Here is a 26,655-nt window from a genome sequence, read left to right on the forward strand (position 1 = left end):
CACGGCGCGAACTGGGATGCGTGCGATGACGGCAACCCTAATCGTCTACTCGAGTGGGTCGTTGAGTACGTCGAAGATATCGACCGCCTTGAACTCCTGATATCGTTCCTTTCCCGTGACCTCTTCGAGCACATTCTGGTCGACGAGTTCTGCAATCGCGTTCCTGGCCGATTGCTCAGACATCTCCAGAACCTCGGCTGCCTCTGGGACCGTGAGATACGGCTGCTCGAAAAGCCGCAACGCGAGTCTGTCGGCCGCGGTCTTTCCGTGCCCGTACTGTTGTTCGTAGGTCCGACGGAGGTCCTGCAGCCGTTCGGTTCGCTCCACGGCTTCGCTGGCCTGCGCCCGGATACCTTCGACGAAGAACTCTAGCCAGGGTTCCCAGTCACCGCGCTCACTGACCGCCCGCATTCGCTTCGCGTACTCGACTTTGTGCTTGTTGAAGTACGCACTCGGATACAAGTACGGTCTGGAAAGGAAGCCGTTCTGGATCAACTGCAGCGTTATCACGATACGGCCCAGACGGCCGTTCCCGTCGGCGAACGGGTGTATCGTCTCGAACTGGTAGTGGACGATACCGATGTTGACAAGATCGTGATGCTCGCTCTCGGACTGAATGAACGTCTCGAGGTTCTCCATCAGATCGTCGATGTGGGCCGGAGCTGGTGGAATGAACGGTTCGATACCCGCGTCCGGTGAGGGGATATGTGTCGGACTTGCCCGAAACTCCCCGAGCGGCTCGGCCTCACCGCGGACATCTTCGAGGAGTCCCGAATGCAGTCGTTTCAGTAACTCCACGGGTATCTCCTCCGTCTCTCCGACTTGCTCAGCGCCCTTTCGAACGGCTCGCTCGTAGTTTAGCGCCTCTTGAATGTCCTTCTCGACCGTCGAGCGTGACCCGACCTCCGAAGTCCGGAACACGTCCTCGAGCGTGAGTTGACCGCCCTCAATGAGCGTCGATTCAACCGCTTCTCTACGTACGAGTGTCGTGTACAGAAGCGGGTTGGTCGGCGACTCACGACTGATCCCATCGAGCCGTCCCAACTGGAATATCGTCTCCTGCAACACGTCCCTGAATCCCTCGTCGAATTCGAAGTTGGCTTCCGGTGGGAGTGGATCCGGACGATAGTACGACCGACGGCCATAGGGAACATACTTGCCGGGCGCCCGGTCTGGGAGTGTCGGTGTCTCCATTTTGCTTAGCGCCTCGTTATCGGCGCTAAGCAAAATCATTTATGAATGTGTTGTTCTTAAAACGAGAATCTGAACCTGTTGTATATATTTGCATCGTTTTTGGACGGCAGCTAAGCAAAACGGCGACCCGACCGGACCCCGTGGCTAGTCGGGCCTTGCACACCGATTGAAGTGAACTCGGGCGCATAACTCGGGCATGCAGACGTTACTGTTGGATCCCGACGCCGTCGAGGAAGCCGCGGAGATGTCTGCGATCGTGTCGGCGGTCGAAGACGCCTTCGTCGCCGACGCACGCGGTGACACGCAGATGCCCGCCAAGTCCTACATCGACCTGCCCCAGTACAACGGCGACTTCCGGTCGATGCCGGCGTATCTCGACGCCGGCGAGTGGGACGCCGCGGCGGTCAAGTGGGTCAACGTCCACCCGGACAACCCCGACGACCACGACCTCCCGACGGTGATGGGCACCGTCGTCTACTCCGACCCCGAGACGGCCTTCCCGCTGGCGCTGCTCGACGGGACGACGATCACCCGCAAGCGGACCGGCGCCGCCGCGGCCGTCGCCACGAATCACCTCGCCGTCGAGCACGCCCGGACGATGGGGGTCGTCGGCGCGGGCGTCCAGTCGTACGCCCAGCTCGAAGCGATCGCGACCGTTCGGCCGATCGAGGCGGTCGTCGTCGCCGACCGCGACGAGGCGAAGGTCGCCGAGTTCGTCGACGCGTTCGACGACCGCTTCGACGTGCGGGGCGGGACCGTCGAGGAGGCCGCCCAGTGTGACGTGCTCTCGACGGTGACGCCGGTCGAGGAGCCGATCGTCGACAGCGTCGGCGACCACACTCACGTCAACGCCATCGGCGCCGACGCCGCCGGGAAACACGAGATCGCCGACGAGGTGCTGCTCGACTCTCTGCTGGTTATCGACGACTACGAGCAGTGTACCCACTCCGGGGAGATCAACGTCCCCTGGAGCGAGGGGGTCCTCTCCGACGACGACGTCCACGGCGAACTCGGCGAGGTGATCGTCGGCGAGAAATCCGGGCGGACGCCCGAGACCGGCGTGACGGTGTTCGACTCGACCGGCCTGGCCGTCCAGGACGTGGCAGCCAGCCACGTCGTCTACGAGTACGCGACCGAACACGACGTGGGCGAGCGCGTCTCGCTGGTCGACACCGACGTGCTCTGAGCGGACGGTTCGTCGTTCGCACTGCCGGCCCGGCTCAGCGCAGCCCGTCGAGGTCCCCGGGCGTGTCCACGTCGACCCGGACGCCCGTATCACCGGTCTCGACGACCGCGGCGTCGTCGGCCGCTTCGAACACGCCGCGGCCGCCGGTGTCGCCCTCGAGGGCGGCGAGCGCGTCGAAGTGCCGGGCGTCGAAAAGCACGGGATTACCGCGTCGCTCCTCGTATCCGGCCGCCAGCGCGGATTCGCGACCGTCTCGGTAGGCGCCGACGACTCGGTCCACGGTCTCGGCGTGGACCCGCGGCATGTCCCCGAGCGCGAACACGACCGCGTCGGCCCGCTCGCGCGCCCACGCGACGCCGCGGCGGACCGAGGTCGCCTGCCCGGCGGCCGCCTCGTAGTTCTCGACGACCGCGATGTCCAGACCGGCGAGGGCGTCGCGGACGCCCGACGATCCCGGGTCGACGACCGCGGCGACCGGACCGATGTCGGCCCCGGCGAGCGTCCGCGCGGCGTGGCGGACCAGCGGCTCGCCGTCCAGCGTCGCGAGCAGTTTGTCCCGCTCGCCGAAGCGGTCGCTGTCGCCCGCGGCCAACAGGACGCCCGCGACCGTCCCACCGGTGGTCACGACGCCACGTACGCCGTGGCTCGGCAAGTGCCTGCCGCACGCGGGCGTGGGACGGGGCCGAACAGGGACCTGTGGGACGACCGAAGCCGGCTCCGGGACCGGTCGCCGCCGACCTCAGTCGCCGCCGACCTCAGTCGTCGTCGGCCGAAGGGTCGAGGAGGCCGAGGTCGAACTCGAAGGCGGCGCCGCCCGTCTCGCTCTCGGCGGCCGTGACCGTCCAGCCGTGGGCTTCGGCGACGGTCCGGACGATGTCGAGGCCGAACCCGGTGCCGTCGGCGGTCCGGGAGACGCCGGCGTCGAACACGCGCTCGCGCTCGTCGGGTGCGATTCCGACGCCGTCGTCCTCGACGGCGAAGCCCCGTTCGGTGTCGACGACCGAGACCGTCACGCCGTCGCCGTCCGCCCCATCGGAGGACCCGTGCTCGACGGCGTCGTCGGCCCCTGGCCGACTGCTCGTGGAACCGTGTTCCACGCTGTTGCGAAAGAGGTTCGCGAACAGGCGGTCGAGCCGGTCGGGGTCGCCCTCGACGGAGGTCTGCGTGCGAACGTCCAGCGTCGCCGACCCGGTGTCGACGGTCCCCCAGGCGTCCCGCGCGACCGCGGCCAGCGAGACCGAGGTCGGGTCTTCGAGGTCGCTGCCGTCGCGGGCGACCGTGAGCACGTCGCTGACGATCCGGTCCATGCGGTCGAGCGCACCGGCGACGCGGCCGAGTCGGTCGGAGTCGCGCTCGTCGCGTTCGAGGTCGACGAGGCCGATGGCCACCTGTAGCGGGTTGCGCAGGTCGTGGCTGACGACGCTCGCGAACGACTCCAGGCGCTCGTTCTGTAGCGAGAGCCGCACGGACTGCTCGTGTTCGACGGTCACGTCGCGACCGATCCCGCTGAACCCCACGACCGCCCCGTCGTCGTCGACGAGGCGGTGGCCCGTCAGCTGGAAGCGCACGGCCGGCCCGGCGGTCTCGACCCGCGCTTCGACCGAGGTCTCGCCGCGGTCGAACACCTCGGCGACGGCCGCCTGGACCCGCTCGCGGTCCGCATCGACAAAAAACTCCTCGGCCGGCGTCCCGCGCAACTCCTCGTCGGTCCGATCGAACACGTCGTTGAGCCGCCGGTTCCAGGCGACCAGTTTCGCGTCCGTGTCGTAGACGTAGAACACGTCGTCCAGCGAGTCCAGCGCCGCCGCGACGAGCGCGGGCTGGTCCAGCACGCGGTCGAACCCGCCGTCCGCGCGGAGCCGGTCGGCGACGAGTCCCGACGGCTCCGTCCGGTCGCGGGTCACGCCACGTCGCCGCCCGACGCGTTCGCTCAGGTGTGAAGCGAGCGTTCGGACGTGTGTGCGTAGGCCGACCATACTGCGAGTGTCGGCGCTGGCGTTCGGGATGGACGACCGCCGGCGCGTCCCCGCTCGCTCGTACGCGGCCGACAGAGATAACTGTTCACTCCCCCCACGAACCCGCTCGGCACACCTGGCCCTCCCGGGCGTATGGATCCGGGTACCCGCCCGTTCGTCCGTCACCACCGCCTCGACGACGAGCTGGTAGTGGGATCTATCGTAGCATTTGAAAGACATCGCTCGGACGATCGCATGATAACGTGGGATCGACCGTGCAAACGCTTTCAAATGCTACGATAGGCTCACCGCCCGCCAGTCAGGTCGGCGGCCATGACGAAATCGGGGTTCTCGGAGACGGCGATGCCAGCGTAGGCGGCGTCGGAGACGTGGCGCGGCGTCTCGGGGATCAGCACTCTCGTCCGGTCGGCGCCCAGGTCGGCGGCGTCGCGGGCGATGGCCGCAAAGAGCGTCTGGGCGGCGGGCACGTCGTCCCAGGCGCCGACGCCGTACTCGACCCACCGTTCGGTCGCGCCCTCGCCGTCGTCTTCGTCCCCGGCGCCCTCGCGCTCGTACTCCCGGGTCCGGACGGCGGCGCCGTGCGTGCCGTCGCTCCCCCGCACCGCGAGCGCCCCCCGCTCGTCGGCGGCGGCGCGGAACCGCTCGCGGGTCGCTTCCGAGAGCGCCCACGTCTCCGCCGGGTCGAGCGTCAGGCCGGCGAGCTGTTCGGCCGCGTCGCTCCGTTGCCAGTAGCTCCAGGCCGCGTCGGGGTCGGCGACGGCGTCCAGCCCGCTCGCACCGTTGGCGTCCGCGAGGGCGTCCTCGTCCGGGTCGGGGTGGGCCCACCGGAACTCGGCCGCGGGGTCGTATCCTACCCCGCGAGCGGCGCCGAGCCCCGGCGCGTTCCACGAGAAGACCATGTTCCTGCAGACCGTCGCGCCGCGGTCGCGCGCCCACGCGAAGCAGGCGTCGTTCATCGCCTCGGCGACCCCCTCTGCCCGGGCGTCGTCGGCGACGCGCATCCCCTGGGCCCACGTCTCGTGGGCCGAGAGCGCGACGACCTGGCAGACGCCGATCGCCCGGCCGTCGTCCGCCTCGGCGACGACGGTGTGCTGGTCGGCCCCGTCGCTCGCGACCCACTCGGGGAACACCTCGGGGATGTAGTCGCCCCGGTCGAAGCGGTCGCTCCACGTGTCGGCTGTGAACGCGACGATATCCTCGTGGTCGTCCGCGCGGGCCTGTCGGACCTCCATCGTCATCTGGCCCCCGTCAGGTCCACGGCACCGACCGGTCGTCGATCTCGCCGGCCAGCGACGTGGCCATGGCCTCCTCGACGCTCTCGACGTTCGCCAGCGCCCACATCAGTTTCACCTTCGCCGTCCCCGGCAGGGTGTCCTCGCCCTCGACGATGCCCGCGTCCAGCAGGTCGCGCCCGGTGTCGTACACCCGGTCACAGACCCGCCCTTCGAGACACTGGCTCGTCATCACGACCGTCGTCCCGTCGTCGACGAGGTCCTCGATGCGCGGGATCCAGTCGGTGTGGACGTGGCCCAGTCCCGTGCCCTCCAGCACGACGCCCGACTTGCCGTCGAGGGCGTCGAGGAAGGCGGGGTCCGTGCTGGGGGTGAACTTCAGCAGGTCCACGTCGGTTTCGAGGTCGGGGTCGATGTCCAGGTCCGTCGCGCCCCGTTTCCGGTACTCGCGGCGGAACGAGACCGTCGTCTCGCCGTCGATATCGTAGTCGACGACCCCGAGGGGCTTCGCGCCGACGGTCTCGAAGGCGTCCCGGCGGGAGGTGTGGTTCTTCCGGGCGCGCACCCCGCGGTGGAGCGCACAGCGGTCGTCGGACTCGTTTTCGTGCATGCAGATCAGCACCTCGGCGCAGTCGGATTTGGCCGCTTCGACCGCCGAGACGGCGTTCATGACGTTGTCGGAGGACGGCCGGTCCGCCGAGCGCTGGCTCCCGGTGAACACGATCGGGACGGGCGTATCGAGCACGAACGCCATCGCCGCGGCGCTGAACTGCATCGTGTCGGTGCCGTGCATGACGACGACGCCGTCGGCGCCCGCTTCGATCTCCTCGTGGATCGCGTGTGCGAGGTCCTGCCACACCTCGGGCGTCATGTTCTCCGAGAGGATGTTCGCGACGACGCGCCCGCGGTAGTTGGCGCGGCCGGCCAGGTCCGGGACGGCCCGGAGCACGTCCTCGGCGTCGAACTGCGCGGTGACGGCGCCGGTGCGGTAGTCGACCGTCGAGGCGATGGTCCCACCGGTCGAGATGAGCGACACCGTGGGCAGGTCGTCGTCGAACTCGATGGTCGAGCGCTCGCTCTCGGCCTGGGCCGATTCCACGTCGTAGACGTCCGATTCGAGGACCTCCACGTCGGCCTCGCTCCGGTCGACGCCGACGTTGTACCCCCCGTCGAGTTTGACGACTAGGTGCTCGCCCGTCGTCGAGGGCAGGAGTACACCCTCGTACGTCTCGTCCGCGCGGTCCACGCGGACGCGGTCTCCGGCGTTCATGAGAGTCGGTTCCGCCGCGGCGGACTTGAATCCATTCGTTCGACCGGACGACTCGTCCGCTCGTCGCTCGCGCTCGACTCCCCGAAAGCGTTCGCGACGCCGAGAGAGCCCCGGACGGGAAGGAGACAGTGGCGCAACACCCATGGCCCCTCAGTACGAGGTGGCGGGTATGTCCGATCTCGGGGATTTCACTGACTTCGACGGGAGCGACGACGGCGAGGGCGACGACGCGACCGGCGCGGCGGCCGCGGAGGGCGACGCTGGCACCGACGGCGACGGATCGGCGTCCGACTCGGCAACGGTCGATACGTTCGGCGCGGACGAGGCCGACGACGACTTCGCGGCGATGGACGTGACGCCCGCCGGCGAGGACCGCGGCGTCGGCGTCGTCTCCGCGACCGAGGGGCTGCGGATCAGCGAGGACGGCGAGGAGACGGAACTGCGCGCGTACGTCACCGTGAAGAACCGCTCGGACGTGCGTATCGGCAAGTACCTGCTGATCCCCTACCAGGACGACGAGCGCCTGTTCTGTCGAATCACTGCCCTGGAGTACGCCCAGGAGTTCCGCGCCGACGACGCCACCGAGATCCACGCCCGCCGCGCGATGCGCCGGAGCGACATCGACGAACAGGACTTCAAGTTCGTCGCGACGCTCGACCCCCTCGCGGTCCTCTACTCGGAGGGCGACGAACTCAAACGGCGGATGACCGACCGCGTCCCGAAACCCGAGACGGTCGTCCGCGAGGCCACCAACAAATCGGAGATCAAGACCGGTCTGAAGATCCCCGAAGACGGCGTCTTCCTCGGCCACCTCTCGGTCGGCGGCGAGAAGGTCGAGACCGCCGCCGAGCCGCCTCACATCGACTACCGGCTGAAAGACGACTACGAGGACGGCGACCCGCTCGTCTTCCGCCACACGCTCGTCGCCGGCGGGACGGGGTCGGGCAAGACCCACAGCGCCAAGAACGTCCTCCGGCAGTACCTCGCCGACGAACGCACCTACCCCGTCGAGGACGGCTCTCGGGACGTCTCGCCCGGGCTCGTCATGTTCGACCCCCAGGACGAGTACGCCCAGATGCACGACGACAACCCCGACCTCGATAGCGACTTCGCCCGCCGCCTGGAGCGGGAGGGCATCGCCTACGGCGGCGTCGACGACACCATCGCGTTCGTCCCGAAGGTCCAGGGCGCCACCTACGCCACCGGCGACCACCGCGCCGAACAGGTCGAGTTCACGATCCCCTTCTCGATGGTCCAGGACAACCCCTGGCTCATCGCCGGCGCCAACCTCAACGGCAACCAGTACAACGCCCTCCAGCTGCTCCTCGATCGCTTCTCGCGGGACTACGGCTCTGAGGGCACCTACCAGCAGTTCAAGACGTTCCTCGACGACCCGGCGCTGCGGGAGGAACTCGACGAGACCGGGCGGGTCCACGAGGCCACGTTCAACGCGGTCAAACGGCGCGCGCTGGGCTTCGACGGCATCTTCGACCAGGACGCCCGCCCCATCACCGAGCGGGTCCACGAGTTCGTCCGCGCGGGCGGCATTTCGGTGGTTCCGACCTACCACATCAACAACTCCCGGACCACCGTCACCGTGGTCCTCGCCCTCGCCGCGCTGATCGTGGATCAGAAACTCTCGAACGACCCCGAGTACGAGCGCATCAAAAATACGCCGCTCGTCCTGGGGCTCGACGAGGCCCATAACTTCCTCTCCGAAGTGGACAGCGTCCAGGGCGAGCAGATCATCGGGAAGTTCACCGAGGCCGCCAAACAGGGTCGAAAGGAACGGCTGGGGCTCTTTCTCATCACCCAGGACCCACAGGACATCGCCGACCCCGTCTTCAAACAGATCAACTCGACGGTCGTCCTGAATCTCGGCGACGACGACGCCATCTCGGCGGTGAACATCCCCGCCAACCTCGAACAGAAGGTGCCCTACATGGAGAAGGGCCAGAAGGTCGTCTACTCGCCGGACAACTCCGAGCCAGTCGAGCTGATCGGCCTCTCGAAGTGCCTGACCAACCACGAGTGAACGGACGACCGCGTCCGCGACCGGACTCGGTCACAGCGGCGTCAACTCGGTCACGTCCGCGCCGGCGGTCTCGGCCAGCGTGTCACGGGCGTCGGGCTTGCAGGTGAGATACACGACCTGCCAGCCCGACTCGACGAGTTCGCCCAGCACCTCGGCCTGCCGCTGGAGCCGCTGGGGGTCGGCCGACAGGAACGCGTCGTCCAGCAGGAAGAAGCCGTCGCGACCCTGCATGAGCCGGCGGCCGAGCGCGACGCGGACGGCGAGATACAGCTGGTCGCGCGTTCCGCGCGAGAGCTCCGCCGGCGAGAGCCGCTCGCCGCTGGCCAGCTCGACGACCGGCCGGGAGTCGTCGTCGAGTCCCACGTCGACGTAGCGGTCGTCGGTCACTCGCCGGAACACGGCGGCGGCTTCGCCGTCGGAAAACAGCGTCGTCATCTTCTCGGTCTCGGATTCGGCCATGCGGTCGAGTACCGTCGCCGCGGCCCGCGAGACGTCGGCGTCGGTGTCGATAGCGTCGACGACCTCGTGTAGGCGCTCGGCCAGATCCCCCAGCGCGCCGAGGTTGGCGACGGCGAGATCGAGCGGCTCGCCGGTGAACGCCTCGAAGCGGACGCCGCCGGCGCGCTCGCCGAACCGCTCCAGCTGCCGGCGGTGCTCGCGAAACTGCTCCCGAAGCTCGGTCTCGCGCTCGGCGGCCGCCTCGGCGCGCTCGCGGGCGTCTTCGAGCGTCTCCTCGGTGAACTCGCGCTCGGCGCCGAAGTCGATCTCCGCTCGCCGAGCCTCCAGGGCGTCCTCGGCCTCCGTGACGACCTCGCGTGGCTCCGCGGCGTCGATGTCGAGCCACTGGCGCAGGACCTCGGTGTTGCCCTGGACGACCTCCGCGTGGTTGTCGTGTTCCTCTCGGTAGTCGGCGATGGCGCCGCGAACGGCCGGCGGGTCGTAGGCGTCGATGCCGACTTCCGAGGCCCGCTCGACGATCGCCTGCCGGTCGCCGTTCAGTCGGACGACGGCGTTGCTGGCCGAGCGGTAGGCCGCGAGCCCGACGAGGGCGACGACGGCGAACGCGGCGGGGCCGGCGGCGACCAGTTGCGGGTCGTCGATCCCGAGTCCCAGCGCCACCGCGCCCGCGACGACTCCCGCGGCAAGCGCCGCGAGCGTCGCCCGTCCGTACCAGCTCTTGCGTCGCTGGAGTTCGTCCTCGCTCCCGGTCGGGAGGTCGTCGAGCCGGTCGGCCAGCTCGTCCAGCTCGCGCTCGTCCGGCAGGTCGGCGCGCTCGTCGAGGCTGCGCTCCAGCGACCCCTTCGTCTTGACCAGTTGCTCGTAGTCCTCGCGGGCCTTCGCGGCCTCCAGCGCCGCGACCTCGGCCTCGGCTTCGCGGCGCTCGCGAGCGGCCTCGTAGCAAGCCACCTCGGTGCGGTCGAGACCCTCGGCGTCGGCGCGGTCGAGGTACGCCTCCACGTCGGCCAGCAGGCCCGTCGCCAGGTCGCGTTGCTCGGCGGCGTCGTCGCGGCCCGCCGAGAGCTCCCACTCGTCGGGCGTCAGGCGACCGCGTTCGAGGACCCGCTCGCGGACCGTCTCGATGTCGCCGGTCCAGATGCCGACGACGCGGTCGGTCACTCGACGGTAGAACTCGGGCTCGTCGAGGACGCGCAGGTCGCCGTCGCGGACGACGAACACGTTGCGGAACTCCGCCGGCGTCAGCTCGAAGTTGTACCGCTCGGCGTAGCGGTCCAGCAGCGTCTCGCCGTCGGCGAGTTCGTGTCGTTCGCCCTCGCCGTCGAGGACGACGTGCCCCCCGGGGCGCTCGTCGACCCGCGAATCGGCGACGCGTCGGTCGCCCGTCAGCGACCGCAGCAGCGCCTCGACGAGCAGCGTCTTCCCGGACTCGTTGGGGCCGTAGACGACGTGGGCGTCGCCGAGCTGCAACGTCTCCCGGAGCGGGCCGTAGCGGTCGACGTGGACCTCGCGTAGTTTCACGCGTGGGTCACCTCGCCGGCCGCGAGCAGTTCCGCCAGCGTCTCCACGAGTCGCTTCTCGACCGCGTCCGGGTCGTCGACGCGGTCGAACTCGTCGAGGTCGAGGTCGTCGAGTCGGTCGGTGAAGTCGGCGTAGATTGGGTGGTCGAGCACGGCCGCGACGCCGCGGGTCTCGTTGACCACGGTGGCCGGCCCCGCGGCCGCGTGCAACCGTTCGTCGAAGGTGGACTCGTCGAGTTCGGTGCACCCGTCCACCCGGACCTCGAGGTCGCTGCGGTCGGTCTCCTGGCCGTCGACCCACCCCTCGACGCGCTCGATGACGTCGTAGCCGTCGCCGGGGGAGACGGTCGCCGAGAAGCGGTCGCGGTAGAAGGTGTCGAGCGCGACCGGCTGGACGTTGGCGTCGTCGGTGTCGACGACGACGGCGTGGCGCCGGCCGAGCTCGGCCCAGGAGTGGGAGACGGGGGAGCCGGGATAGATGAACAGGCCGCCGTTGGGGAGCTTCCGCTGGTAGAGCTCGCTGTGGACGTGGCCCGCGAGGACGAACTCGTAGCCCAGTTCCCCGAGCGTCTCCGTCTGGACGGGGCAGTGCGTGGGTTCGGCCTCGTCGCCGGTCGCGCCCGTCCCGAACCCGGCGTCGAGCGTGCAGTGCAACAGGAGGACGGCCTCGTCGTGGGCGCGCTCGCGCAGGTCGAAGAAGCGCTCCTCTCCCAGTCGCTCGCAGGAGGGGACGCCGACGACCTCGCCATCGCCGACGGTCGCGACCTCGACGGGGTCTGTCGAGAGCGCTCGGAAGTCCGGGCCGAACTCGACGTTGCCGTCGAAGACCGCGGCGTCGTGGTTGCCGGGGACGACCAGCACGTCGAAGTCGTTGTCGGTGAACCGCTCGCGCAACTCGGGGCGGAGTTCGTCGGCGTCGGCCGCGGCGTCGAAGCAGTCGCCGCCGACGGTCAGCGCGTCGACGGCCTCGCGCTCGGCCGCCGCCAGGAGGGCGTCGAGCGCGGCCAGCGACCGCTCGCCGTCGCGCCCGAGGTGGAGATCCGCGGTGTGCAGTAGCCGCATGTATCCCCTCACCCGGCGGCGAGCGACTTAAGGATTGGTTACAGGCCCGACAGAACGGGATCCAGCCGGTAACCGACTGCTACCAGCCGATTCAGAGCCGCAACTCCCGGGCCTCCTCCCACCGGGGCGCGAACTCGGCGGCGATGTCGGCCGCGAAATCGGGGTCCTTGAGGTCGATGACCGCCAGCGTCTCGTCCTCGGTCAGCGGGTGCGGGACCTCGATACAGACTTCCGTGTCGTCGACGATCTCGAAGGTCCCCGTGACGTTCGCGCTCGTCCGCGTCTCGAAGTGGTCGTGGGGCTGGAGCGCCTCGCGGTAGCGCTCGCCGACCGCTCCCGGGAGCGTGTCGACCATCTCCGGCGTGAGCAACACCGACACCGAGACGCCGCGCTCCAGCGCGTCCTCCAGTGCGGCGGTGACGCGGGCGGCCACGTCGTCCATGTCGAACTGCTGGACCGGTGCCGACGCGACGACGACGATCCGCTCGTCGGCCGCGGTGAGCCGCTCGACCAGCAGGTCCAGCGCCTCGCGCGGCCCGACGCTGGCCGTCCAGAACGGCTCCTCGACGGGGTCGGTCCCGTCGAGCTCGTCGGTCAGGTCGTCGACGATGTCCTCGTACTGTTCGACCTGCTGTTCGAGCTCGCGCTTTTTCGTGTCCAGCAACCGGTCCAAGGCGGTGTCGGACTCGACGGCGACGTACTTCTTCGGCCGACTCGCCGTCTGACTGCGCGCCAGACTCTGCGTCTCCAAGCTGTTGAGCACGTCGTAGATCCGTCCCATCGGCACGTCGCTCGCCCGCGAGAGCTCCTTCGCCGTCGTGGGCCCTGCCTCCAGCAGGGCGCGGTAGGCCCGCGCCTCGTACTCCGAGAGGCCCATGTCTCTCAGACTCGCCATTACCACTCCCTCGCGCCGGACAAACAAAAAACAACTGGTGAGTTTCTGCCCGAACCGGTCAGCCGATCAGCCGGTCAGGACGGATTCGAGGTCCGCCGGGGTCGTGGCGCGCGCTTCGACGTCACCGTCGGCGAGGACGACCGCTTCGCCCGTCTCGGCGCGGTCGTCGGCGGGTGCGACGACGGTCTCGTGGTCTGCCAGTCGGAGCGCGGCGCGGTGGAGGTCGCTCCCGGCTTCGTTCCCGACGGCGACCACTCGTGGGTCGCGCAGCCGGGCGACGGCGGACGCGTAGGTCGCCACCTCGACGCCCATCCGGTCGGTCGCGCCGGCGAACGCCGACAGCGCGCCCTCGGCGGCCGCCCGGTAGCGGTCGTCGTCGGTCAGCAGCCAGGTCTCGACCAGCGCGTCCGCGGCGTCGACGTTCGTGTCCAGCGGCTTGAGCGGGCGGTCGAGCAGACCCGCGCCGTCGGTCGGGCCGTCGCGGAACGCGCCCGCTTCGCCCTGCAGTTCGTCGATGGCGTAGTCGGCCACCGCTTCCATCGGTCCCGGCTCGCCCAGCACCGACGCGCTCGTCGTCAGCCCCGACAGCACGCGGGCCTGCGAGGAGAGGAGACCCGTCTCGCCGACAGCGCCGGTCTCGGGGTCGCCGAAGTGGACGACCGCGCCGTCCTCGCCGACCAGCTCGGCCAAGACGTGGTCGCGAGCGCGCTCTGCGTAGCGGCGGGCGCGCTCGTCGTCGGTGTAGGCCGCCAGCGTGAGCAGGCCGTCGACGGCGACGCCGTTGTGGCCGGCGAAGACGGTCTCGTCGACCGGCGGGGCCTCGCTATCCTCGCGCTCGGTCGCCTCCCGACGGTAGTAGGCGTCGTCGCCGCCCTGGCTCGCCGCGAAGGCGTCGCCGGTCCACAGGTCTGTCGTCAGGTACTCGACGGTGTCCGCGGCTGTCTCGCGGTAGGCGTCCTCGCCCGTGTAGCGGTAGCCGTGAGCGAACGCGCGCACCAGCGCCGCGTTCTCGTCGACGAGCTTCTCGCGCTGGGGGGACGCCCAGTTGCGGTTGTGGGAAAACCGGTAGAAGCCGCCGTCGTAGGTGTCGAACAGTCGCGTCCGTACCGCTTCGAGCGTCCGCGTCGCCTGGTCGCGGGCCCGCACCAGCGCGAACTCGATGGTGCGAGGGAGGGGAAACTTCACGTCCGTGCCCCACCCGCCGAACTCCTCGTCGTAGGACGCGAGCAACTGTTCGACCATGTGTTCCTCGGCGCGGGCCGACAGCTCGCCGCCCGGCGGGTCGGCGTCGCCGAGCTGTCGGGGGATCGACCCCGCCGCCGCCCCCTTCCCGTCCCAGGTGCGCCGGACGGCGTCGAGAATCTCGCGGAAGCCGTCGATCCCGAGGAACGTCGCGCCGGTGATGACCTCGCCGTCGGGCGTCGTGAACACCGTCGAGGGGAACCCGCCCATGTTGTAGCGGTCGCGGACCCGCGGCCGGCGGTCGACGTTCACCCGCACCGGGACGAACCCGTCGTTGACGTTCGCGGCGATCCGGGGCTCCGAATAGGTCGTCTCGTCCATCTCCCGGCAGTCCTCGCTCCAGGATGCCCACAGCGACAGGAGGACGGGTTTGCCCGCCCGCTCGGCGGTCGCGAAGGCGTCCTCGCCCCACTCGCGCCACTCGACTTTCGTCGCGTCCGCTGACTCGTCCATACCCTCGGTAGGAACTCGGCCCGGTAAGGGATCACTGATCGGGTCTTCGGGTCGAGAGGCCCGGCGTCCGCCGCCGAGTTCGGCCGCGGCGCGAAAGCGCGCGCCGTTCGGTGGCCCTGGGTTCGGTTCTGCCGCGCCGAACGAGCCGACGCGAAGCGTCGTCGGTTCGGCCCGACTCAGGGTACCGGGTCGAACAACGTCTCCCCGTCGAGCATGTGCTCCGCGACGGTGTCACGGTCGACGGTCACGCCGAGCCCCGGGTCGTCGGGCACGTCGATCCGGCCCTCGTGGAGGATGTCCGCTTCGACGACGTCGTCCCACCAGTCCACGTCGCGGGCGTGATACTCCAGCGCCAGGAAGTTCGACGCGGCGGCGCCGACGTGGGCGCTGGCCATCGTGCCCACCGGCGAGGCGACGTTGTGCAGCGCCAGCGGGATGTGGTAGGCCTTCGCCATGTCGGCCATCTTCTTTACCTCGTGCATCCCACCGTTTTTCGGCACGTCCGGGTGGAAGACGTCGACGCCCTGGTCCTCGATCAGACGACGCGCACCCTCGACGCGGTAGACGTTCTCCCCGGCGGCGACGGTCACCGTCGACTCGTCGGCGGCCTTGATCTGCACGTCGTCGTTCTCCGGCGGGACGGTGTCTTCGAGCCACCACACGTCCGTCGGGTCGAGCTGGTCGGCCAGCCGTCGGACGGTGTCGGCCGTCCAGCTCCAGTGACAGTCGAAGGCGACGTCCGCGCGGTCGCCCACGCGGTCGGTCACCGTCTCGACGATCTCCGCGCGGTACTCGATGGCCCGACCGTTGAGGTGCTTGTTCCGCGGGTCCTGGACGTGTCTGTCGGGGCTGTCGAGGTCGAACTTGACGGCGTCCCACCCCTCGTCGAGGACCGTCTCGGCCGCGTCGGCGTAGGCCTCCGGCCGGTAGGCCGACTCGTCGCCGCCCTCCATCGCGTCGTGGAGGTGCTCGCCCGCGTGGACGTCGCAGTACACGCGCACCTCCTCGCGGTGTTTCCCGCCGAGCAACTGGTGGGCGGGGACGCCCAGCAGCTTCCCCGCCAGGTCGTGTAACGCGATGTCGATACCCGACAGCGCCGTGACGCCGACGCCGTTCATCCCGCCGAGATACGAGGTCCGCTCGTACAGCTCTGTCAGCCGCGCGTCGATGTCGACGGGGTTCTTCCCGACCAGGTGCTCCTTCGCGAAGTCGATGTAGGCGTCGGCCGCCGGCCCCAGCACTGCCTCACCGGTACCCGCCACCCCAGCGTCGGTGTATATCCGGACCAACGTCCACTCGAAGGTGGTCCCGATCTTCGTCGTCTGTACGTCCGTGATCGATACGTCCCGCGGATCCGACGGCGCTGCCATGTCTCCCCATGACGAACCGCGGTATAAAACGCCCCGCATCGAGGAAGTGTCGACCGTCTTTGTTCCCGCCGGCCTCTACGTGCTGGTCGTGACTCCGGCCGAGATCTGCCCCAGTCACGTCGGACGGGAGCGTTACCCGCCGAACTGTTCGGTCAGCGCCGGTACCACGTCGAACAGGTCGTCGACGATCCCGTAGTCGGCGATGTCGAAGATAGGGGCGTTGGGGTCCGTGTTGATCGCGATTATCGTGTCCGCGCCTTTCATGCCCGCCACGTGCTGGACCGCCCCCGAGATCCCGATCGCGATGTACACGTCGGGGGTGACGACCTTCCCGCTCTGGCCGACCTGGCGGTTCTTCGGGAGCCAGCCGCTGTCGACGACCGGGCGCGACGCCGAGACGGTGGCGTCCAGCGCCTCCGCCAGGTCCCGGACGACGTCGAGGTTGTCCTCCTCCTCGATACCCCGACCGACCGAGACGAGCACGTCGGCCTCGGAGATGTCCACGTCGCCGCCGCCGACCTCCTCGAAGCCGGTCACGGTCGAGCGCACCGCGGACTCGTCGATACTCGCGTCGAACGGCTCGACGGCGGCGTCGCCGCCCGTCGGCGCCTGGGGCCACTCGGCCGGTCGGAGCGTCACGGCCGCTCGCTCGCTCTCGACTTCGATCGTCGTCTCGACCTTCGAGCCGTACATCTCCCGGGTGACTTCGAGGGTCCCGTCGACCGCCATCTCGACGGCGTCGGTCACGATCGGCAGGCCGAGCCGCTCGGCGACCGCCGGCGCGTAGTCGAGCCCGTTGACCGTGTGGGGCATGAGGAGATAGTCGACGTCCAGCCCGTCTGCCAGCTGTTCGACAGCCTGGACGGACACGTCGTGGTTGAACTCCTCGCCGTGGTCGACCGTGTGGACGGCGTCGACGCCCTCACGGACGAGGTCGTCGCCGAACGCCGCCACGTCGCCACCGACGACCGCGAGGTGGAGCTCCGAATCGGTCGCGTCGGCCAGGTCCGCACCGGCGGCGGCGAGCTCGTAGCTCACGTCGCGCAACTCCCCGCGGCGGTGCTCGGCGACGGCCAGCACCGTCATTGGCCCACCCCCGCCTCGCGGAGGACCGCGGCGAGTTCACCCGCCGTCTCGTCGGCGCCGCCCTCGAAGACGGTCGCCTCGCCCTCGGTCTCGGGTTCGTCGGTCGCCGTCCAGCGCAGCGGTGTCTCCAGCGCGCTCTCGTCGAGGCCCAGACCTCCGAGCGTCCGCACCTCGAGCGGTTTGTTCTGGGCCTGGCGGATGCCGCGCAGGCTGGCGTACCGGGGCTCGTTGATCCCCGTCTGGATGGTCAACACCGCCGGAAGTTCCACGTCGGTCAGCTCTTCGACCCCGCCCTCTAGCTCGCGGTGGACCGAGGCGACGCCAGCCTCCGTATCGAGTTCGAGCTGATTGACGACGGCGGCCCACTCGGTACCCAGCTTCTCGGCGAGCGTCACTCCCGTAGCGGCGAAGCTGTCGTCGCCGCTCTGGACGCCCGAGAGTACCAGGTCGGGCTCCTCCTCGCGGGCGACCGCGGCGAGCAGCGACGCCTTCGTCTCGGCGTCGAGCAGGTCCCGCTCGGCGATGGCGTCGTCCCAGACCCTGACCGCGCGGTCGGCGCCCTTCGCCAGTGCCTTCCGGATCGCCTCCTCCGAGCGCTCGGGACCGACGGTGACGGTGACGACCTCCACCTCCTCGCCGTCCTCAGCGATCTGCACCGCCTCCTCGACGGCGTAGTCGTCCCACTCGTTGAGTTCGTAGGTGAGATACCGCTCGTCCACGTCGAGCCCGTCGATCTCGAACTCGTCGTCGACGACCGCCACGTCCGTGACTGTGACGAGGATCTTCATACCTCCACGGTTGGCCCGCTCGGCGGTTAAACGTTTCCGAGGAAGCGACCGTTGTTGGGCGTTTTCGCGGCGAAAAACGGCTTTCCCCGGCGGACACTCGGCCTACTCGGAGTCGAGGTCGGTCACGTCCTCGTCGGGGAACGAGATGAGGTTCTCCCGGCCGATCCGAAGCTTGTCGATCCGGTCGTCGTCGTCCATGGCCGAGAGCAGTTGCGAGACCTTCGCGTTCGACCACCCCGTCTCCTGGACGATGGCCGCCTGCTTCATCCGGCCGCCGTTGTCCTCGATCAGCCGCTCGACACGCTCCTCGTCGCTGAGCAGTTCCTCGTCGATATCGTCGTCGGCGCCGTCGGTCTCGCCGGTCGTCTCGGCGTCCGACTCGGCGTCGGCGGTCGACCCGCTCGCTCCCGCGGACCCCGCGGCCTCCGGGCCAGCGGTCGCGGTCGCGTCGTCGGCCGGCGGCGCACCGTCTGTGGCGGCCCCGGCGGCTTCGTCGTCCGCCAGAGACCCGTCGTCGGCCGCCGCGCCGGCGCCGGGTCCGTCGCCCGAGCCGACGAGCCCGCCGAGACCGTCGTCCTCGCGCCGCATGTACGCGACGAGCACGGCGGCGCTCGCGCCGCCGAGGACGACGACGACCACGAACGGCAGCGCGCCCGCGATGTCGTCACCGGGTCCCGTTCCCGTGCCCGTCGTGGGGCCGCCGGGGCTCTCGGTCGGCGTCACCGTCGGCGGTCGGGTCGTGGGTGTCGCGGTCTCCGCGTCGCCGGAGTAGACGATCCACGGGCCGCGCTGGCCGAAGCTCTGTGGTCCCTCCCACCTGGCGACGCCGCCCGCGAGGCTCGACGCCGCGACGGAGCCGCTCGTCGGCGCGCTGCTGATACCGTATCCGCTCGGCGGGACGACGACCAGCGTCTCGCTCTCCGCCAGCGACGAGAGCCACACGCCAGAAGAGGTGTTGAACGCGTCGTCGACGGAGAGCAGGTCGCCGCTCGTCCGGCCGAAGTTCGTCCACGTGAACGTGACCCAGACGGCGCCGGTATCGTCGTGCAGCGCGTGATGACGCTCGACGTCCCGGACCGTCATCTCGCGGCCGGTCACGCGACTGGCGTCGTCCGCGGCCTCGACGAACGAGTCGAGGGCGAGCGGCGACTCGGTTCCGTTGAACTCCTCGACGAAGTCGTCGAAGGCCGCCCGCTCGTCGGCGGTCGTGATCGAGTCGGACACGACAGTTTTGACGCGCCAGCGAGCGTCGCCGTCTGCGGCTACCTCGACCCGCATCTCGATCTCTCCCTGGTCGATGGAGCCGTTGTGCGGGGCGACGTTCGCACCGACCATCCCGGAGTTGGCCGCCGGACCTGTCGCTCCCGCGGCCCCGAGCGCCGCGACCGGGGCGACCCCGACCGGGAGCAGGAGGAGGAGGGCGGTGACGACGACGGCGAACGACCGCGGGGACATACTCGACCCATTTCGGCCGGAGCGGAAAACGCTTTTCATTAAAACGTCTCCGTTGCTTTTGAAACGTCTACAGCCCTCTCCGCGCCTCGCGGCGGTATCGCGAGTAGGTGGCTTTTTGTAACTGGCGACGAAAGTGGCCATCCGATGTCTCAGAACCGCCCTGTCCTCCTCGCGGTCCTGGCGCTGCTCGTCGCGGCACCGGCGACACAGGCGGTCGCCGCGGGGTCGCTCGGAACCGATTCCGCTCCCCACCCCGAGCGCGCACTCGGGGTCGACGCAGGCCCGGCGACGAGCGACTCGGTCGCCGCCCGACAGAGCGCCTCGATCGACGCGGCCGCCCAGCAGAACACGTCGAACTACCTCGGGATCAACGACGACGCCGTCGAGACCGCCGGCTATCAGGAGGCTGGGTTGAACGTCGGCGGCGCCGTCCAACGAGATGTGGCCGCCCTTCGGGGCGAGTACGCTTCGCTCACGTTCGAGCAGCGATACGGGAACACCACGGGCACCAGCGCTCGGACGGCGCTGCTTCGCGAGGAGGTCGGTCGCCTCGGCGAGCGCGTCCAGCAGCTCGAACTCCGGCGTAACCGGCTCCTCGACGACTACAACGCCGGAGAGATCGACGCCGAGGAGTTCCTGCGAGAACTCGCCGCGATCGACACGACCGCCCGCGCCGTCGACGACCAGTTCACTCGGATCCGCGGCGCGGCCGGGCTCGAACTGTCCTCGGATCTGGACACGAAGATGGACAACCTCGACGGCGACCTGCTCTCGCTGCGGGGGCCCGTGCGCGGCCAGGTCGGAGCCGCGATGGCGGGCGAACGCCCGTCCGTTCCGGTCTACGCGGTCACGTCCCAGACGGGTATCGTCCTCTCCTCTGCCGAGCGGTCGCAGTACCACCGAGAGGCCTATCTCGGGCAGAACCGCGAACAGGTCGGCCCCGACCGGTTCGTCACCGACGACTCCCCCAACGGCGTCGTGACCGCCGTCAGCCGGACGACGGAACTCTACCCGTGGGTGAGTTCCAACAGCCGTTCCGGGCCGTCCGTCGAGGGCATCGGGAACACCTCGATCTACTTCGTCGAGCTTCGCCACCCGCACGGCTCGCTCAACACCTACCTCGACGGACGCACGGAGTCGCCGTTCCGTGAGGTACAGACCAAGTCACTCGAAGACGTCCCCCTCACCGCCACGACGAACTCGAGCCAGGGCGTCGACCTGACGGTCAACCGCACGCACGCGACCGGCCCGATGCAGATCTCGGTCCGGGACAACCTGACCGGCGACGCGCTCGAGGCGAACGTGACCGTCAACGGCGCCGACGTCGGATCGACCGGCGACGACGGCGACCTCTGGACGCTCACCCCGAAACAGGCCGCTCGCATCGAGGTCACGACCAGCGACGACCGCACCGTCCGCGAGCGCTTTTTCGCCAATTAGGCCCGTTCTCGAAACCGTTCTCGTCCACAATCGTCCGCTTCGCTCGCGAAGCGGTTACTCCGGAACGTCGGCGACGGTCGTGATCGCCACTTTCGGGCTGTAGGAGGGCCCTGCATCCACCTTTTTCCGCTCGGGTGTCCTCGGTCGCTGCGCTCCCTGCGGGCACCCCTCGCGCAAAAACGTGGGCGAAAAAGCGCTCGCTTCGCTCGCGAAGCGGTTACTCCGGAACGTCAGCGACGGTCGTGATCGCCACTTTCGGGCTGTACGAAGGCCCCATCGTCACGTGACGGAACTCTTCGTAGCCGGCCTCGCGGAACATGCGATCGGCCTCCTCCTCACCGTAGAACAGCATGAACGCGTCGGCGAGCTTCTGGAAGACGGTGTTGGACGGGTAGTTCGGGCCGACGACGAGCACCTGTCCGCCGGGTTTCGCGATACGGCGACACTCCGCCAGGGCGGCGACTGGGTCGGGCCAGTACTCGATCGAGCCCGAGGACCACACCACGTCGAAGGTGTCGTCTTTGAACGGCAAGCGCTCGGCGTCGCCGCGGTAGAAGCTGACCGGGTCGTACTTGCCGAGTTTCTGCCAGGCCTTCTCCATCTGGTGGACGCTCTGGTCCAGGCCGTGGACGTTGTCCGTGCGTTCGAGGATGCCCTCGGTGGCGAAGCCGGTGCCACAGCCCACGTCGAGGACGCGGTCGTCGGGCGCGATGTCCAAGAGGTCGAGCGCCTCCGTCCGCATCTCCTCGGTCCAGATGAACGGGTTGACCTGGTCGTACACCTTCGAGAGGTACTTGTAAAAGATCCGGGCACGCGTCTTGTCCTGGACGGCCATTGGCGGACGTTGGGTCCAGATCGGCATAGTTCCCCCGTTTTCCGATGCCTCGCGGGGACGTGCCGTCGTCGGTCGTCGCTCGCTCCCGTGCGCGCGCTCTCGGTTCGGACGGGGACACTTCGCAACTTCCAAATAGGCCCTGAACGGATCTCTCCACGATTAGCAAATGCCAAGGCCAGAGGTTCTCGACCGAGTCAAAGACGCCGAACAGGAGGCGGACGAGATCGTCGCCGAGGCCGAGGAGGACGCCGAGGAGACGGTCGCCGAGGCCCGCGAGGAGGCCGACGCGATCCGCGAGCAGGCCCGTCAAGAGGCCGACACGGAGGCCGAAGCGCGTCTCGAAGACGCGCGCGAAGAGATCGAGGCCGAGCGCGAACGCATCCTCGACGAGGGTGCCGAGGAGCGTGAGGCACTCGAGGCGCGCGCCGAAGGACGCGAGGAAGCGGTCGTCGAGTACGTGGTGACACAGTTCGAGGAGGCGGTGCATGCTCAGACCTAAGCGAATGAGCAAGGTGTCCGTGACCGGGGCGCGCTCGGTCATGGGCGACGTCGTCGAGACGACCCACGACCTCAACGTCCTCCACCTCAACGACTACGAGGGACACTGGGAGGGCTTCGACAACGGCGACCCGATGGCGGGGGGCGACGAGGCCTCCGAGATGCTCGTCACCGTCCGTTCGCTGCAGTCGATCCTCGGTGTCGAGGAGGACGACGCCGGCCCCAGCCGGATCCTGAAAGACGAACAGCTCGAGAGCGAACTCGAGGAGATCCGGACGGAGGTCAACGAACTCGAGGACCGCCGGTCGAACCTGGAGGGCGATCTCCGCGACGTTCGCGAACGCATCGACGCGATGGAGCCGTTCGCCGACCTGGGCATCGACCTCGACCTGCTGTACGGCTACGATTCGCTGGCCGTGCAGGTCGGCGAGGGCGACGCCGACTCGGTCGAGCGCGTGTTGGCCGACGTCGAGGCCCCCTCGCAGGTCTTCGCCGGCGACGGTGTCGTCGCCGCGTTCGCCCGCACCGACGATGGGACGCTCCAGAGCGCGCTCGTCGAGGCCGACGTCTCCGCGCTGGAGGTCCCCGACGGCGAGGGCGACCCCGAGGAGTACCTCGACGAACTGCGTCACGAACGACAGAAGATCGAGTCGAACCTCTCGACGGTCGAGAGCCAGCTCGAGGACCTGCGCTACGACGTAGCCGGTTTCTTGCTGGCCGCAGAGGAGAAACTCGCCGTCGAGGCCCAGAAGGCCGAGGCGCCGCTCTCCTTCGCGACGACCGACAACGCCTTCGTCGCGGAGGGGTGGCTCCCGAGCGAACGGGTCGACGAGTTCGAGACGACCGTCAACGAGGCGGTCGACGGGCACGTCCACGTCGAAGAGCTCGAAGTGGCCGCCTACGACCGCCACGGTCACGGCCACACCGAGGCCGCCGCGGCCGAGACCGAACAGGCTGGCGTGGTCGACGCCGAACCGCCCGCCGACGCGCTCGACGGAGAGGAGTCGGAGTCCGAAGCTGAGTCGGACGAGCGACCCCAACAGGCCCGCGCCGACGGTGGCACGGTCACGATGGGCGCCGCCGACGATCCGCCGACGGTCCAGGACAACCCCAGCACGATCAAACCGTTCGAACTGCTGACCCGCGCCGTCGGGCGCCCGAGCTACTCCGAGTTCGACCCGACGATCCTCCTCTTTCTCACCTTCCCCCTGATGTTCGGCTTCATCATCGGGGACACCGGCTACGGGATCATCTACACCGCGATCGGCTACTACATCTACGCGAACTTCGACTCCGACGCCTTCTCGAACCTCGGCATCATCACGATCGCCGCCGGTGTGTCGACGACGATATTCGGCGTCCTCTACGGCGAGCTATTCGGACTGCACATCCTCGGTGAGCAGCTGTGGGTCAACGGCCTCGGCATGTCCCACCCGCCCATCGAGAAGGGCCTGTCGCCGGCCACCGGCTACTGGGCCCGCGCGTGGTTCGTGGTGACCGTGCTGTTCGGTATCCTGCACCTCAACACGGCCTACGCCCTCTCGTTCGTCGAGAACACCCAGCTCCACGGCGTCAAGGAGGCCGTCATCGAGAGCGGCTCGTGGATCCTGGCGCTCAACGGTCTCTGGCTATTCGTCTTCAGCCGCCTGTTCGACGGCGCCAAGCCCGACTTCCTCTTCGAGGTGTTCGGCAGCGGCGACACCGCCGCGTTCCACCTCGGATTCACCGGCTTCCCGACCGAGGTCGGGATGCTCGGTGGCGCGATGGTGCTGGCGGGGATGGCCCTGCTGGCGCTCGGACCGGCCCACGAACTCGTCGAGATCCACGTCGTGCTGGCCCACGCGCTGTCGTACCTGCGGATCGCCGCGGTGTTGCTCGCCAAGGCGGGGATGGCCTTCGCGGTCAACCTCCTCTTTTTCGGCGCCTACCAGCACCACGGCGAGTTCCACTACATGCTGGACTACGGCCCGCAGTACGTCCAGAACAACTACGAGGGCGCGACGGTCATCTTCGGCGGGATGTTCCACGGCAGCCCGGCGATGTTGGTGTTCGGGGTGCTCGTGCTGATCCTCGGCCACATCGTCGTGCTCATCCTCGGGGTGACCTCCTCGGGTATCCAGTCCATCCGTCTGGAGTACTTCGAGTTCTTCGAGAAGTTCTACGACGGCGACGGCGAGACCTACTCGCCGTTCGGACGCGAGCGGGTCTACACTCGCGACCAGTAGGCCGCTCGGGTCTTCCGCGACCGTTCGATTTTCGGTGGTTTCGAACGACTACCGTCTCGGTCGAGTGGGCTGACACCGTGACACACGGAGAGACGTCCGGACTGGGCGTATCTGCCGGCGGATTTGAGAACCTTTATGCCCCGCATAGAGCAAACGTCACCCTGTACGGAAACCAATCCCGGCATCCACAACAACAATGTTCGAAAACGCTCTACAGCTGGCGGCAGTCGCACTGCAGCAAGGCAGCAGTCCCGTCCTCGAGAATCAGGGGGCCGCGGCGATCGCGGTCGGGCTCGGCGCGCTCGCGACGGGCTACGCCCAGCGCGGCATCGGGTCGGCGGCAGTCGGCGCCGTCGCGGAGGACGACGACGTGTTCGTCCCGGCGCTGATCTTCACAGCGCTCCCGGAGACGCTCGTCATTATCGCGTTCGTGACGATCTTCATCGCGCAGTAACCGCACCGAGAACCCTTTCACTACACATGAGCCTCGATACAGTCGTAGAGGACATTCGAGACGAGGCCCGCGCGCGTGCGGAGGAAGTTCGGGCCGACGCCGAGGCACAGGCGACGGAGATCATCGAAGACGCCGAGGCCGACGCCGAGGCCATCCGCGAGGAGCGCGCCGAGGAGGTCGAGGCCACGATCGAGCAGGAGCGCGAGCAGATGCTGTCGAGCGCGAACCTCGAGGCCAAACAGGAACGGCTCGGCGCTCGCCGGGACGTGCTCCAGGAGGTCCGCGCGACCGTCGAGGACGAGCTGACGGCGCTGGACGGTGACGAGCGCGAGGAGCTGACGCGGGCCCTGCTGGACGCCGCCAGCGAGGAGTTCGACGACGGCGACGACGTGCGGGTGTACGGTCGCGCCGACGACGAGGAGCTGCTGACCGACCTGGCCGACGAACACGGCTACGAGTACGCCGGCGAGCGCGACTGTCTCGGCGGGGTCGTCGTCGAGAGTGAGGCCTCGCGAGTCCGGGTGAACAACACGTTCGACTCGGTGCTGGCGGACGTCTGGGAGGACGAACTCCGGGAGATCAGCACCCGTCTGTTCGAAGACCAATGAGCGCGCCGGACCAACAGACGAGCAACTACGAGTACGTCAACGCCCGCGTGCGGTCCCGTCGGTCGTCGCTGTTCGACGACGACGACTACCGGAAGCTGGTCCGCATGGGGCCGGGCGAGATCGCCCGCTTCATGGAGGAGTCGGAGTACGAGGCCGAGATGAACCGGCTCGGCGCCCGACACGACGGTGTCGACCTCATCGAGTACGCGCTCAACCAGAACCTCGCCAAGCACTTCGAGGACCTGCTTCGCTGGTCGGACGGGAAACTGTACGACTACGTCGTCCGGTACCTCCGCAAGTTCGACGCCTGGAACGTCAAGACGGTCCTGCGTGGCGTCTATTCGGGCGCCGACGCGACCGACGTCGAGGACGACCTCATTCGGGCGGGCGAGTTCTCCGAGGATCAGCTCACGCGACTGCTCGGGGCAGAGTCGGTCGACGACGTCCTGGCCGCGCTCGAGGGAACCATCTTCGGTGAACCGCTCGAGGCGGCCCTCGAGGACTACGAGTCGACCGGACTGTTGGTGCCGCTGGAGAACGCGGTCGACCGGACGTTCTACGAGACGCTCATCGAGGGGCTCCCGAGCAACCCCGACCGGCCGACGGAGCTGTACGTGCAGTTCCTGCGGGCGGAGATCGACTTCCGGAACGTCCGGAACGTGCTCCGACTCGCGCGGACGGAGACGGAGATGGACCCGGCGGAGTACTTCATCGAGGGCGGTCGGCTGTTCGACGCCGAGGAGCTGCGCCAGCTGGTCGAAGACGAGGCGGCGCTGGTCGAGCGGATCCGCGAGAGCACCTACGGCGACGACCTCGACGAGGCGCTGCGTGTCCTCGACGAGGCCGACAGCCTCATCGAGTTCGAGCACGCGCTGGACGCGGCGCTGTTGGCGTACGCCGACACGCTTTCGAACCGCTATCCCCTATCGGTCTGTCCGGTGCTGTCGTACGTCCTCGCCAAGGAGCGGGAGATCAACAACATCCGCGCGGTCGCGCGCGGTCGCGAGGCGGGGCTCTCGCCGGAGCAGATCCGCGAGGAACTGGTGGTACGATGAGCCAGGAGATCGCCGTCGTCGGCAGTCCGGACTTCACGACCGGCTTCCGACTCGCCGGCGTCCGGGAGTTCGCGGACGTGCCCGACGACGACAAGGACGAACAGCTCGACGACGCGGTCCGGGAGATGCTCGACGACGACAACGTGGGCATCCTCGTGATGCACGACGAGGACCTCGACCACCTCTCCCGGAACGTCCGTTCGGACGTCGAAACGAGCGTGGAGCCGGTGCTGGTCACCCTCGGTGGCGAGGCCGGCTCCAGCGGACTGCGCGAGCAGATCAAACGCGCCATCGGCATCGACCTGATGGAGGAAGACTAA

General features: G+C 68.8%; 23 protein-coding genes. 9 read left to right on the forward strand and 14 right to left on the reverse strand.

Going from position 1 to position 26,655, the window contains the following annotated elements; genetic code table 11:
• Positions 1-45: 45 nt before the first annotated feature.
• Positions 46-1,194, reverse strand: a complete 1,149-nt coding sequence (locus tag I7X12_RS10430; protein WP_198060023.1) for a Fic family protein — start codon at positions 1,192-1,194, stop codon at positions 46-48.
• A gap of 196 nt (positions 1,195-1,390) precedes the next feature.
• On the opposite strand from I7X12_RS10430, the gene I7X12_RS10435 reads away from it, so the two are divergent.
• The gene (locus tag I7X12_RS10435) at positions 1,391-2,380 is read left to right on the forward strand and encodes an ornithine cyclodeaminase family protein (RefSeq protein ID WP_198060024.1); all 990 of its coding nucleotides are present in this window, start codon (positions 1,391-1,393) and stop codon (positions 2,378-2,380) included.
• A gap of 34 nt (positions 2,381-2,414) precedes the next feature.
• Here I7X12_RS10435 and I7X12_RS10440 read toward each other — a convergent pair whose 3' ends face one another.
• The 4 genes from I7X12_RS10440 to gatD all read right to left on the reverse strand — a co-directional run bounded on the left by I7X12_RS10440 (position 2,415) and on the right by gatD (position 6,858).
• Positions 2,415-3,005 (reverse strand): nucleotidyltransferase family protein, encoded by a 591-nt coding sequence (locus I7X12_RS10440; protein WP_198060025.1) that lies wholly within the window; start codon positions 3,003-3,005, stop codon positions 2,415-2,417.
• Between the two features lie 130 nt (positions 3,006-3,135).
• Positions 3,136-4,284 carry a sensor histidine kinase gene (locus tag I7X12_RS10445; RefSeq protein WP_232342788.1) on the reverse strand — a complete coding sequence of 383 codons (1,149 nt, stop codon included), beginning with the start codon at positions 4,282-4,284 and terminating at the stop codon, positions 3,136-3,138.
• Positions 4,285-4,640: 356 nt separating this feature from the next.
• Positions 4,641-5,594, reverse strand: coding sequence for a GNAT family N-acetyltransferase (locus tag I7X12_RS10450; protein WP_198060026.1), 954 nt, complete (start codon positions 5,592-5,594; stop codon positions 4,641-4,643).
• 10 nt (positions 5,595-5,604) lie between these two features.
• The gene (gene gatD / locus I7X12_RS10455; RefSeq protein ID WP_198060027.1) at positions 5,605-6,858 is read right to left on the reverse strand and encodes a Glu-tRNA(Gln) amidotransferase subunit GatD; all 1,254 of its coding nucleotides are present in this window, start codon (positions 6,856-6,858) and stop codon (positions 5,605-5,607) included.
• Between the two features lie 169 nt (positions 6,859-7,027).
• On the opposite strand from gatD, the gene I7X12_RS10460 reads away from it, so the two are divergent.
• Positions 7,028-8,893, forward strand: coding sequence for an ATP-binding protein (locus tag I7X12_RS10460; protein ID WP_198060028.1), 1,866 nt, complete (start codon positions 7,028-7,030; stop codon positions 8,891-8,893).
• Positions 8,894-8,923: 30 nt separating this feature from the next.
• On the opposite strand, the gene I7X12_RS10465 is transcribed toward I7X12_RS10460, so the two are convergent.
• From I7X12_RS10465 to I7X12_RS10500, 8 genes are all read right to left on the reverse strand, one after another.
• Complete coding sequence (locus I7X12_RS10465) at positions 8,924-10,870, reverse strand: ATP-binding protein (RefSeq protein WP_198060029.1); 1,947 nt, start codon at positions 10,868-10,870, stop codon at positions 8,924-8,926.
• On the reverse strand, positions 10,867-11,931 hold the full coding sequence (locus tag I7X12_RS10470; RefSeq protein ID WP_198060030.1) for a metallophosphoesterase family protein: 1,065 nt from the start codon (positions 11,929-11,931) through the stop codon (positions 10,867-10,869). Before I7X12_RS10470 ends, I7X12_RS10465 begins: the two co-directional genes overlap by 4 nt.
• 91 nt (positions 11,932-12,022) lie before the next feature.
• The gene (locus tag I7X12_RS10475; protein WP_198060031.1) at positions 12,023-12,826 is read right to left on the reverse strand and encodes a TrmB family transcriptional regulator; all 804 of its coding nucleotides are present in this window, start codon (positions 12,824-12,826) and stop codon (positions 12,023-12,025) included.
• A gap of 66 nt (positions 12,827-12,892) precedes the next feature.
• Positions 12,893-14,521 carry a DUF255 domain-containing protein gene (locus I7X12_RS10480; protein ID WP_198060032.1) on the reverse strand — a complete coding sequence of 543 codons (1,629 nt, stop codon included), beginning with the start codon at positions 14,519-14,521 and terminating at the stop codon, positions 12,893-12,895.
• 176 nt (positions 14,522-14,697) lie between these two features.
• Positions 14,698-15,891 (reverse strand): mandelate racemase/muconate lactonizing enzyme family protein, encoded by a 1,194-nt coding sequence (locus I7X12_RS10485; protein ID WP_198060033.1) that lies wholly within the window; start codon positions 15,889-15,891, stop codon positions 14,698-14,700.
• Between the two features lie 132 nt (positions 15,892-16,023).
• On the reverse strand, positions 16,024-16,977 hold the full coding sequence (locus I7X12_RS10490; protein WP_198060034.1) for an electron transfer flavoprotein subunit alpha/FixB family protein: 954 nt from the start codon (positions 16,975-16,977) through the stop codon (positions 16,024-16,026).
• Positions 16,974-17,765 (reverse strand): electron transfer flavoprotein subunit beta/FixA family protein, encoded by a 792-nt coding sequence (locus I7X12_RS10495; protein WP_198060035.1) that lies wholly within the window; start codon positions 17,763-17,765, stop codon positions 16,974-16,976. The genes I7X12_RS10490 and I7X12_RS10495 overlap by 4 nt, the downstream gene beginning before the upstream one ends.
• Positions 17,766-17,867: 102 nt before the next feature.
• Positions 17,868-19,220 (reverse strand): helix-turn-helix transcriptional regulator, encoded by a 1,353-nt coding sequence (locus I7X12_RS10500; protein WP_198060036.1) that lies wholly within the window; start codon positions 19,218-19,220, stop codon positions 17,868-17,870.
• A gap of 144 nt (positions 19,221-19,364) precedes the next feature.
• Here I7X12_RS10500 and I7X12_RS10505 point away from each other — a divergent pair, with 144 nt between their 5' ends.
• Positions 19,365-20,660, forward strand: coding sequence for a DUF7096 domain-containing protein (locus I7X12_RS10505; RefSeq protein ID WP_198060037.1), 1,296 nt, complete (start codon positions 19,365-19,367; stop codon positions 20,658-20,660).
• 217 nt (positions 20,661-20,877) lie between these two features.
• On the opposite strand, the gene I7X12_RS10510 is transcribed toward I7X12_RS10505, so the two are convergent.
• Complete coding sequence (locus I7X12_RS10510) at positions 20,878-21,495, reverse strand: methyltransferase domain-containing protein (RefSeq protein WP_198060038.1); 618 nt, start codon at positions 21,493-21,495, stop codon at positions 20,878-20,880.
• Between the two features lie 166 nt (positions 21,496-21,661).
• Between I7X12_RS10510 and ahaH the strand changes: the two genes are divergently transcribed.
• The 6 genes from ahaH to I7X12_RS10540 all read left to right on the forward strand — a co-directional run bounded on the left by ahaH (position 21,662) and on the right by I7X12_RS10540 (position 26,655).
• On the forward strand, positions 21,662-21,994 hold the full coding sequence (ahaH, locus tag I7X12_RS10515) for an ATP synthase archaeal subunit H (protein WP_198060039.1): 333 nt from the start codon (positions 21,662-21,664) through the stop codon (positions 21,992-21,994).
• Positions 21,995-21,998: 4 nt separating this feature from the next.
• Positions 21,999-24,218 (forward strand): V-type ATP synthase subunit I, encoded by a 2,220-nt coding sequence (locus I7X12_RS10520; RefSeq protein WP_198060040.1) that lies wholly within the window; start codon positions 21,999-22,001, stop codon positions 24,216-24,218.
• Positions 24,219-24,414: 196 nt separating this feature from the next.
• Positions 24,415-24,672, forward strand: a complete 258-nt coding sequence (locus I7X12_RS10525; protein ID WP_198060041.1) for a hypothetical protein — start codon at positions 24,415-24,417, stop codon at positions 24,670-24,672.
• A 26-nt stretch (positions 24,673-24,698) separates the two neighbouring features.
• Positions 24,699-25,280, forward strand: a complete 582-nt coding sequence (locus tag I7X12_RS10530; protein ID WP_198060042.1) for a V-type ATP synthase subunit E — start codon at positions 24,699-24,701, stop codon at positions 25,278-25,280.
• The gene (locus I7X12_RS10535; RefSeq protein ID WP_198060043.1) at positions 25,277-26,335 is read left to right on the forward strand and encodes a V-type ATP synthase subunit C; all 1,059 of its coding nucleotides are present in this window, start codon (positions 25,277-25,279) and stop codon (positions 26,333-26,335) included. The genes I7X12_RS10530 and I7X12_RS10535 overlap by 4 nt, the downstream gene beginning before the upstream one ends.
• A complete protein-coding gene (locus I7X12_RS10540) occupies positions 26,332-26,655 on the forward strand; it encodes a V-type ATP synthase subunit F (protein ID WP_198060044.1) in 324 nt (107 codons plus the stop codon). Before I7X12_RS10535 ends, I7X12_RS10540 begins: the two co-directional genes overlap by 4 nt.

This window comes from Halosimplex litoreum (assembly GCF_016065055.1).
Taxonomy (GTDB): Archaea; Halobacteriota; Halobacteria; order Halobacteriales; family Haloarculaceae; genus Halosimplex; species Halosimplex litoreum.

Bases quoted from the DNA above. Each gene is read 5' to 3' on its own strand.
- I7X12_RS10505 (WP_198060037.1), top strand. From the start codon at position 19,365: ATGTCTCAGAACCGCCCTGTCCTCCTCGCGGTCCTGGCGCTGCTCGTC.
- I7X12_RS10485 (WP_198060033.1), bottom strand. From the start codon at position 15,891: ATGGCAGCGCCGTCGGATCCGCGGGACGTATCGATCACGGACGTACAG.
- I7X12_RS10495 (WP_198060035.1), bottom strand. From the start codon at position 17,765: ATGAAGATCCTCGTCACAGTCACGGACGTGGCGGTCGTCGACGACGAG.
- I7X12_RS10430 (WP_198060023.1), bottom strand. From the start codon at position 1,194: ATGGAGACACCGACACTCCCAGACCGGGCGCCCGGCAAGTATGTTCCC.
- I7X12_RS10435 (WP_198060024.1), top strand. From the start codon at position 1,391: ATGCAGACGTTACTGTTGGATCCCGACGCCGTCGAGGAAGCCGCGGAG.
- I7X12_RS10460 (WP_198060028.1), top strand. From the start codon at position 7,028: ATGTCCGATCTCGGGGATTTCACTGACTTCGACGGGAGCGACGACGGC.
- ahaH (WP_198060039.1), top strand. From the start codon at position 21,662: ATGCCAAGGCCAGAGGTTCTCGACCGAGTCAAAGACGCCGAACAGGAG.
- I7X12_RS10525 (WP_198060041.1), top strand. From the start codon at position 24,415: ATGTTCGAAAACGCTCTACAGCTGGCGGCAGTCGCACTGCAGCAAGGC.
- I7X12_RS10540 (WP_198060044.1), top strand. From the start codon at position 26,332: ATGAGCCAGGAGATCGCCGTCGTCGGCAGTCCGGACTTCACGACCGGC.
- I7X12_RS10490 (WP_198060034.1), bottom strand. From the start codon at position 16,977: ATGACGGTGCTGGCCGTCGCCGAGCACCGCCGCGGGGAGTTGCGCGAC.
- I7X12_RS10520 (WP_198060040.1), top strand. From the start codon at position 21,999: ATGAGCAAGGTGTCCGTGACCGGGGCGCGCTCGGTCATGGGCGACGTC.
- I7X12_RS10450 (WP_198060026.1), bottom strand. From the start codon at position 5,594: ATGACGATGGAGGTCCGACAGGCCCGCGCGGACGACCACGAGGATATC.
- I7X12_RS10475 (WP_198060031.1), bottom strand. From the start codon at position 12,826: ATGGCGAGTCTGAGAGACATGGGCCTCTCGGAGTACGAGGCGCGGGCC.
- I7X12_RS10535 (WP_198060043.1), top strand. From the start codon at position 25,277: ATGAGCGCGCCGGACCAACAGACGAGCAACTACGAGTACGTCAACGCC.
- I7X12_RS10510 (WP_198060038.1), bottom strand. From the start codon at position 21,495: ATGGCCGTCCAGGACAAGACGCGTGCCCGGATCTTTTACAAGTACCTC.
- gatD (WP_198060027.1), bottom strand. From the start codon at position 6,858: ATGAACGCCGGAGACCGCGTCCGCGTGGACCGCGCGGACGAGACGTAC.
- I7X12_RS10470 (WP_198060030.1), bottom strand. From the start codon at position 11,931: ATGCGGCTACTGCACACCGCGGATCTCCACCTCGGGCGCGACGGCGAG.
- I7X12_RS10530 (WP_198060042.1), top strand. From the start codon at position 24,699: ATGAGCCTCGATACAGTCGTAGAGGACATTCGAGACGAGGCCCGCGCG.
- I7X12_RS10480 (WP_198060032.1), bottom strand. From the start codon at position 14,521: ATGGACGAGTCAGCGGACGCGACGAAAGTCGAGTGGCGCGAGTGGGGC.
- I7X12_RS10500 (WP_198060036.1), bottom strand. From the start codon at position 19,220: ATGTCCCCGCGGTCGTTCGCCGTCGTCGTCACCGCCCTCCTCCTCCTG.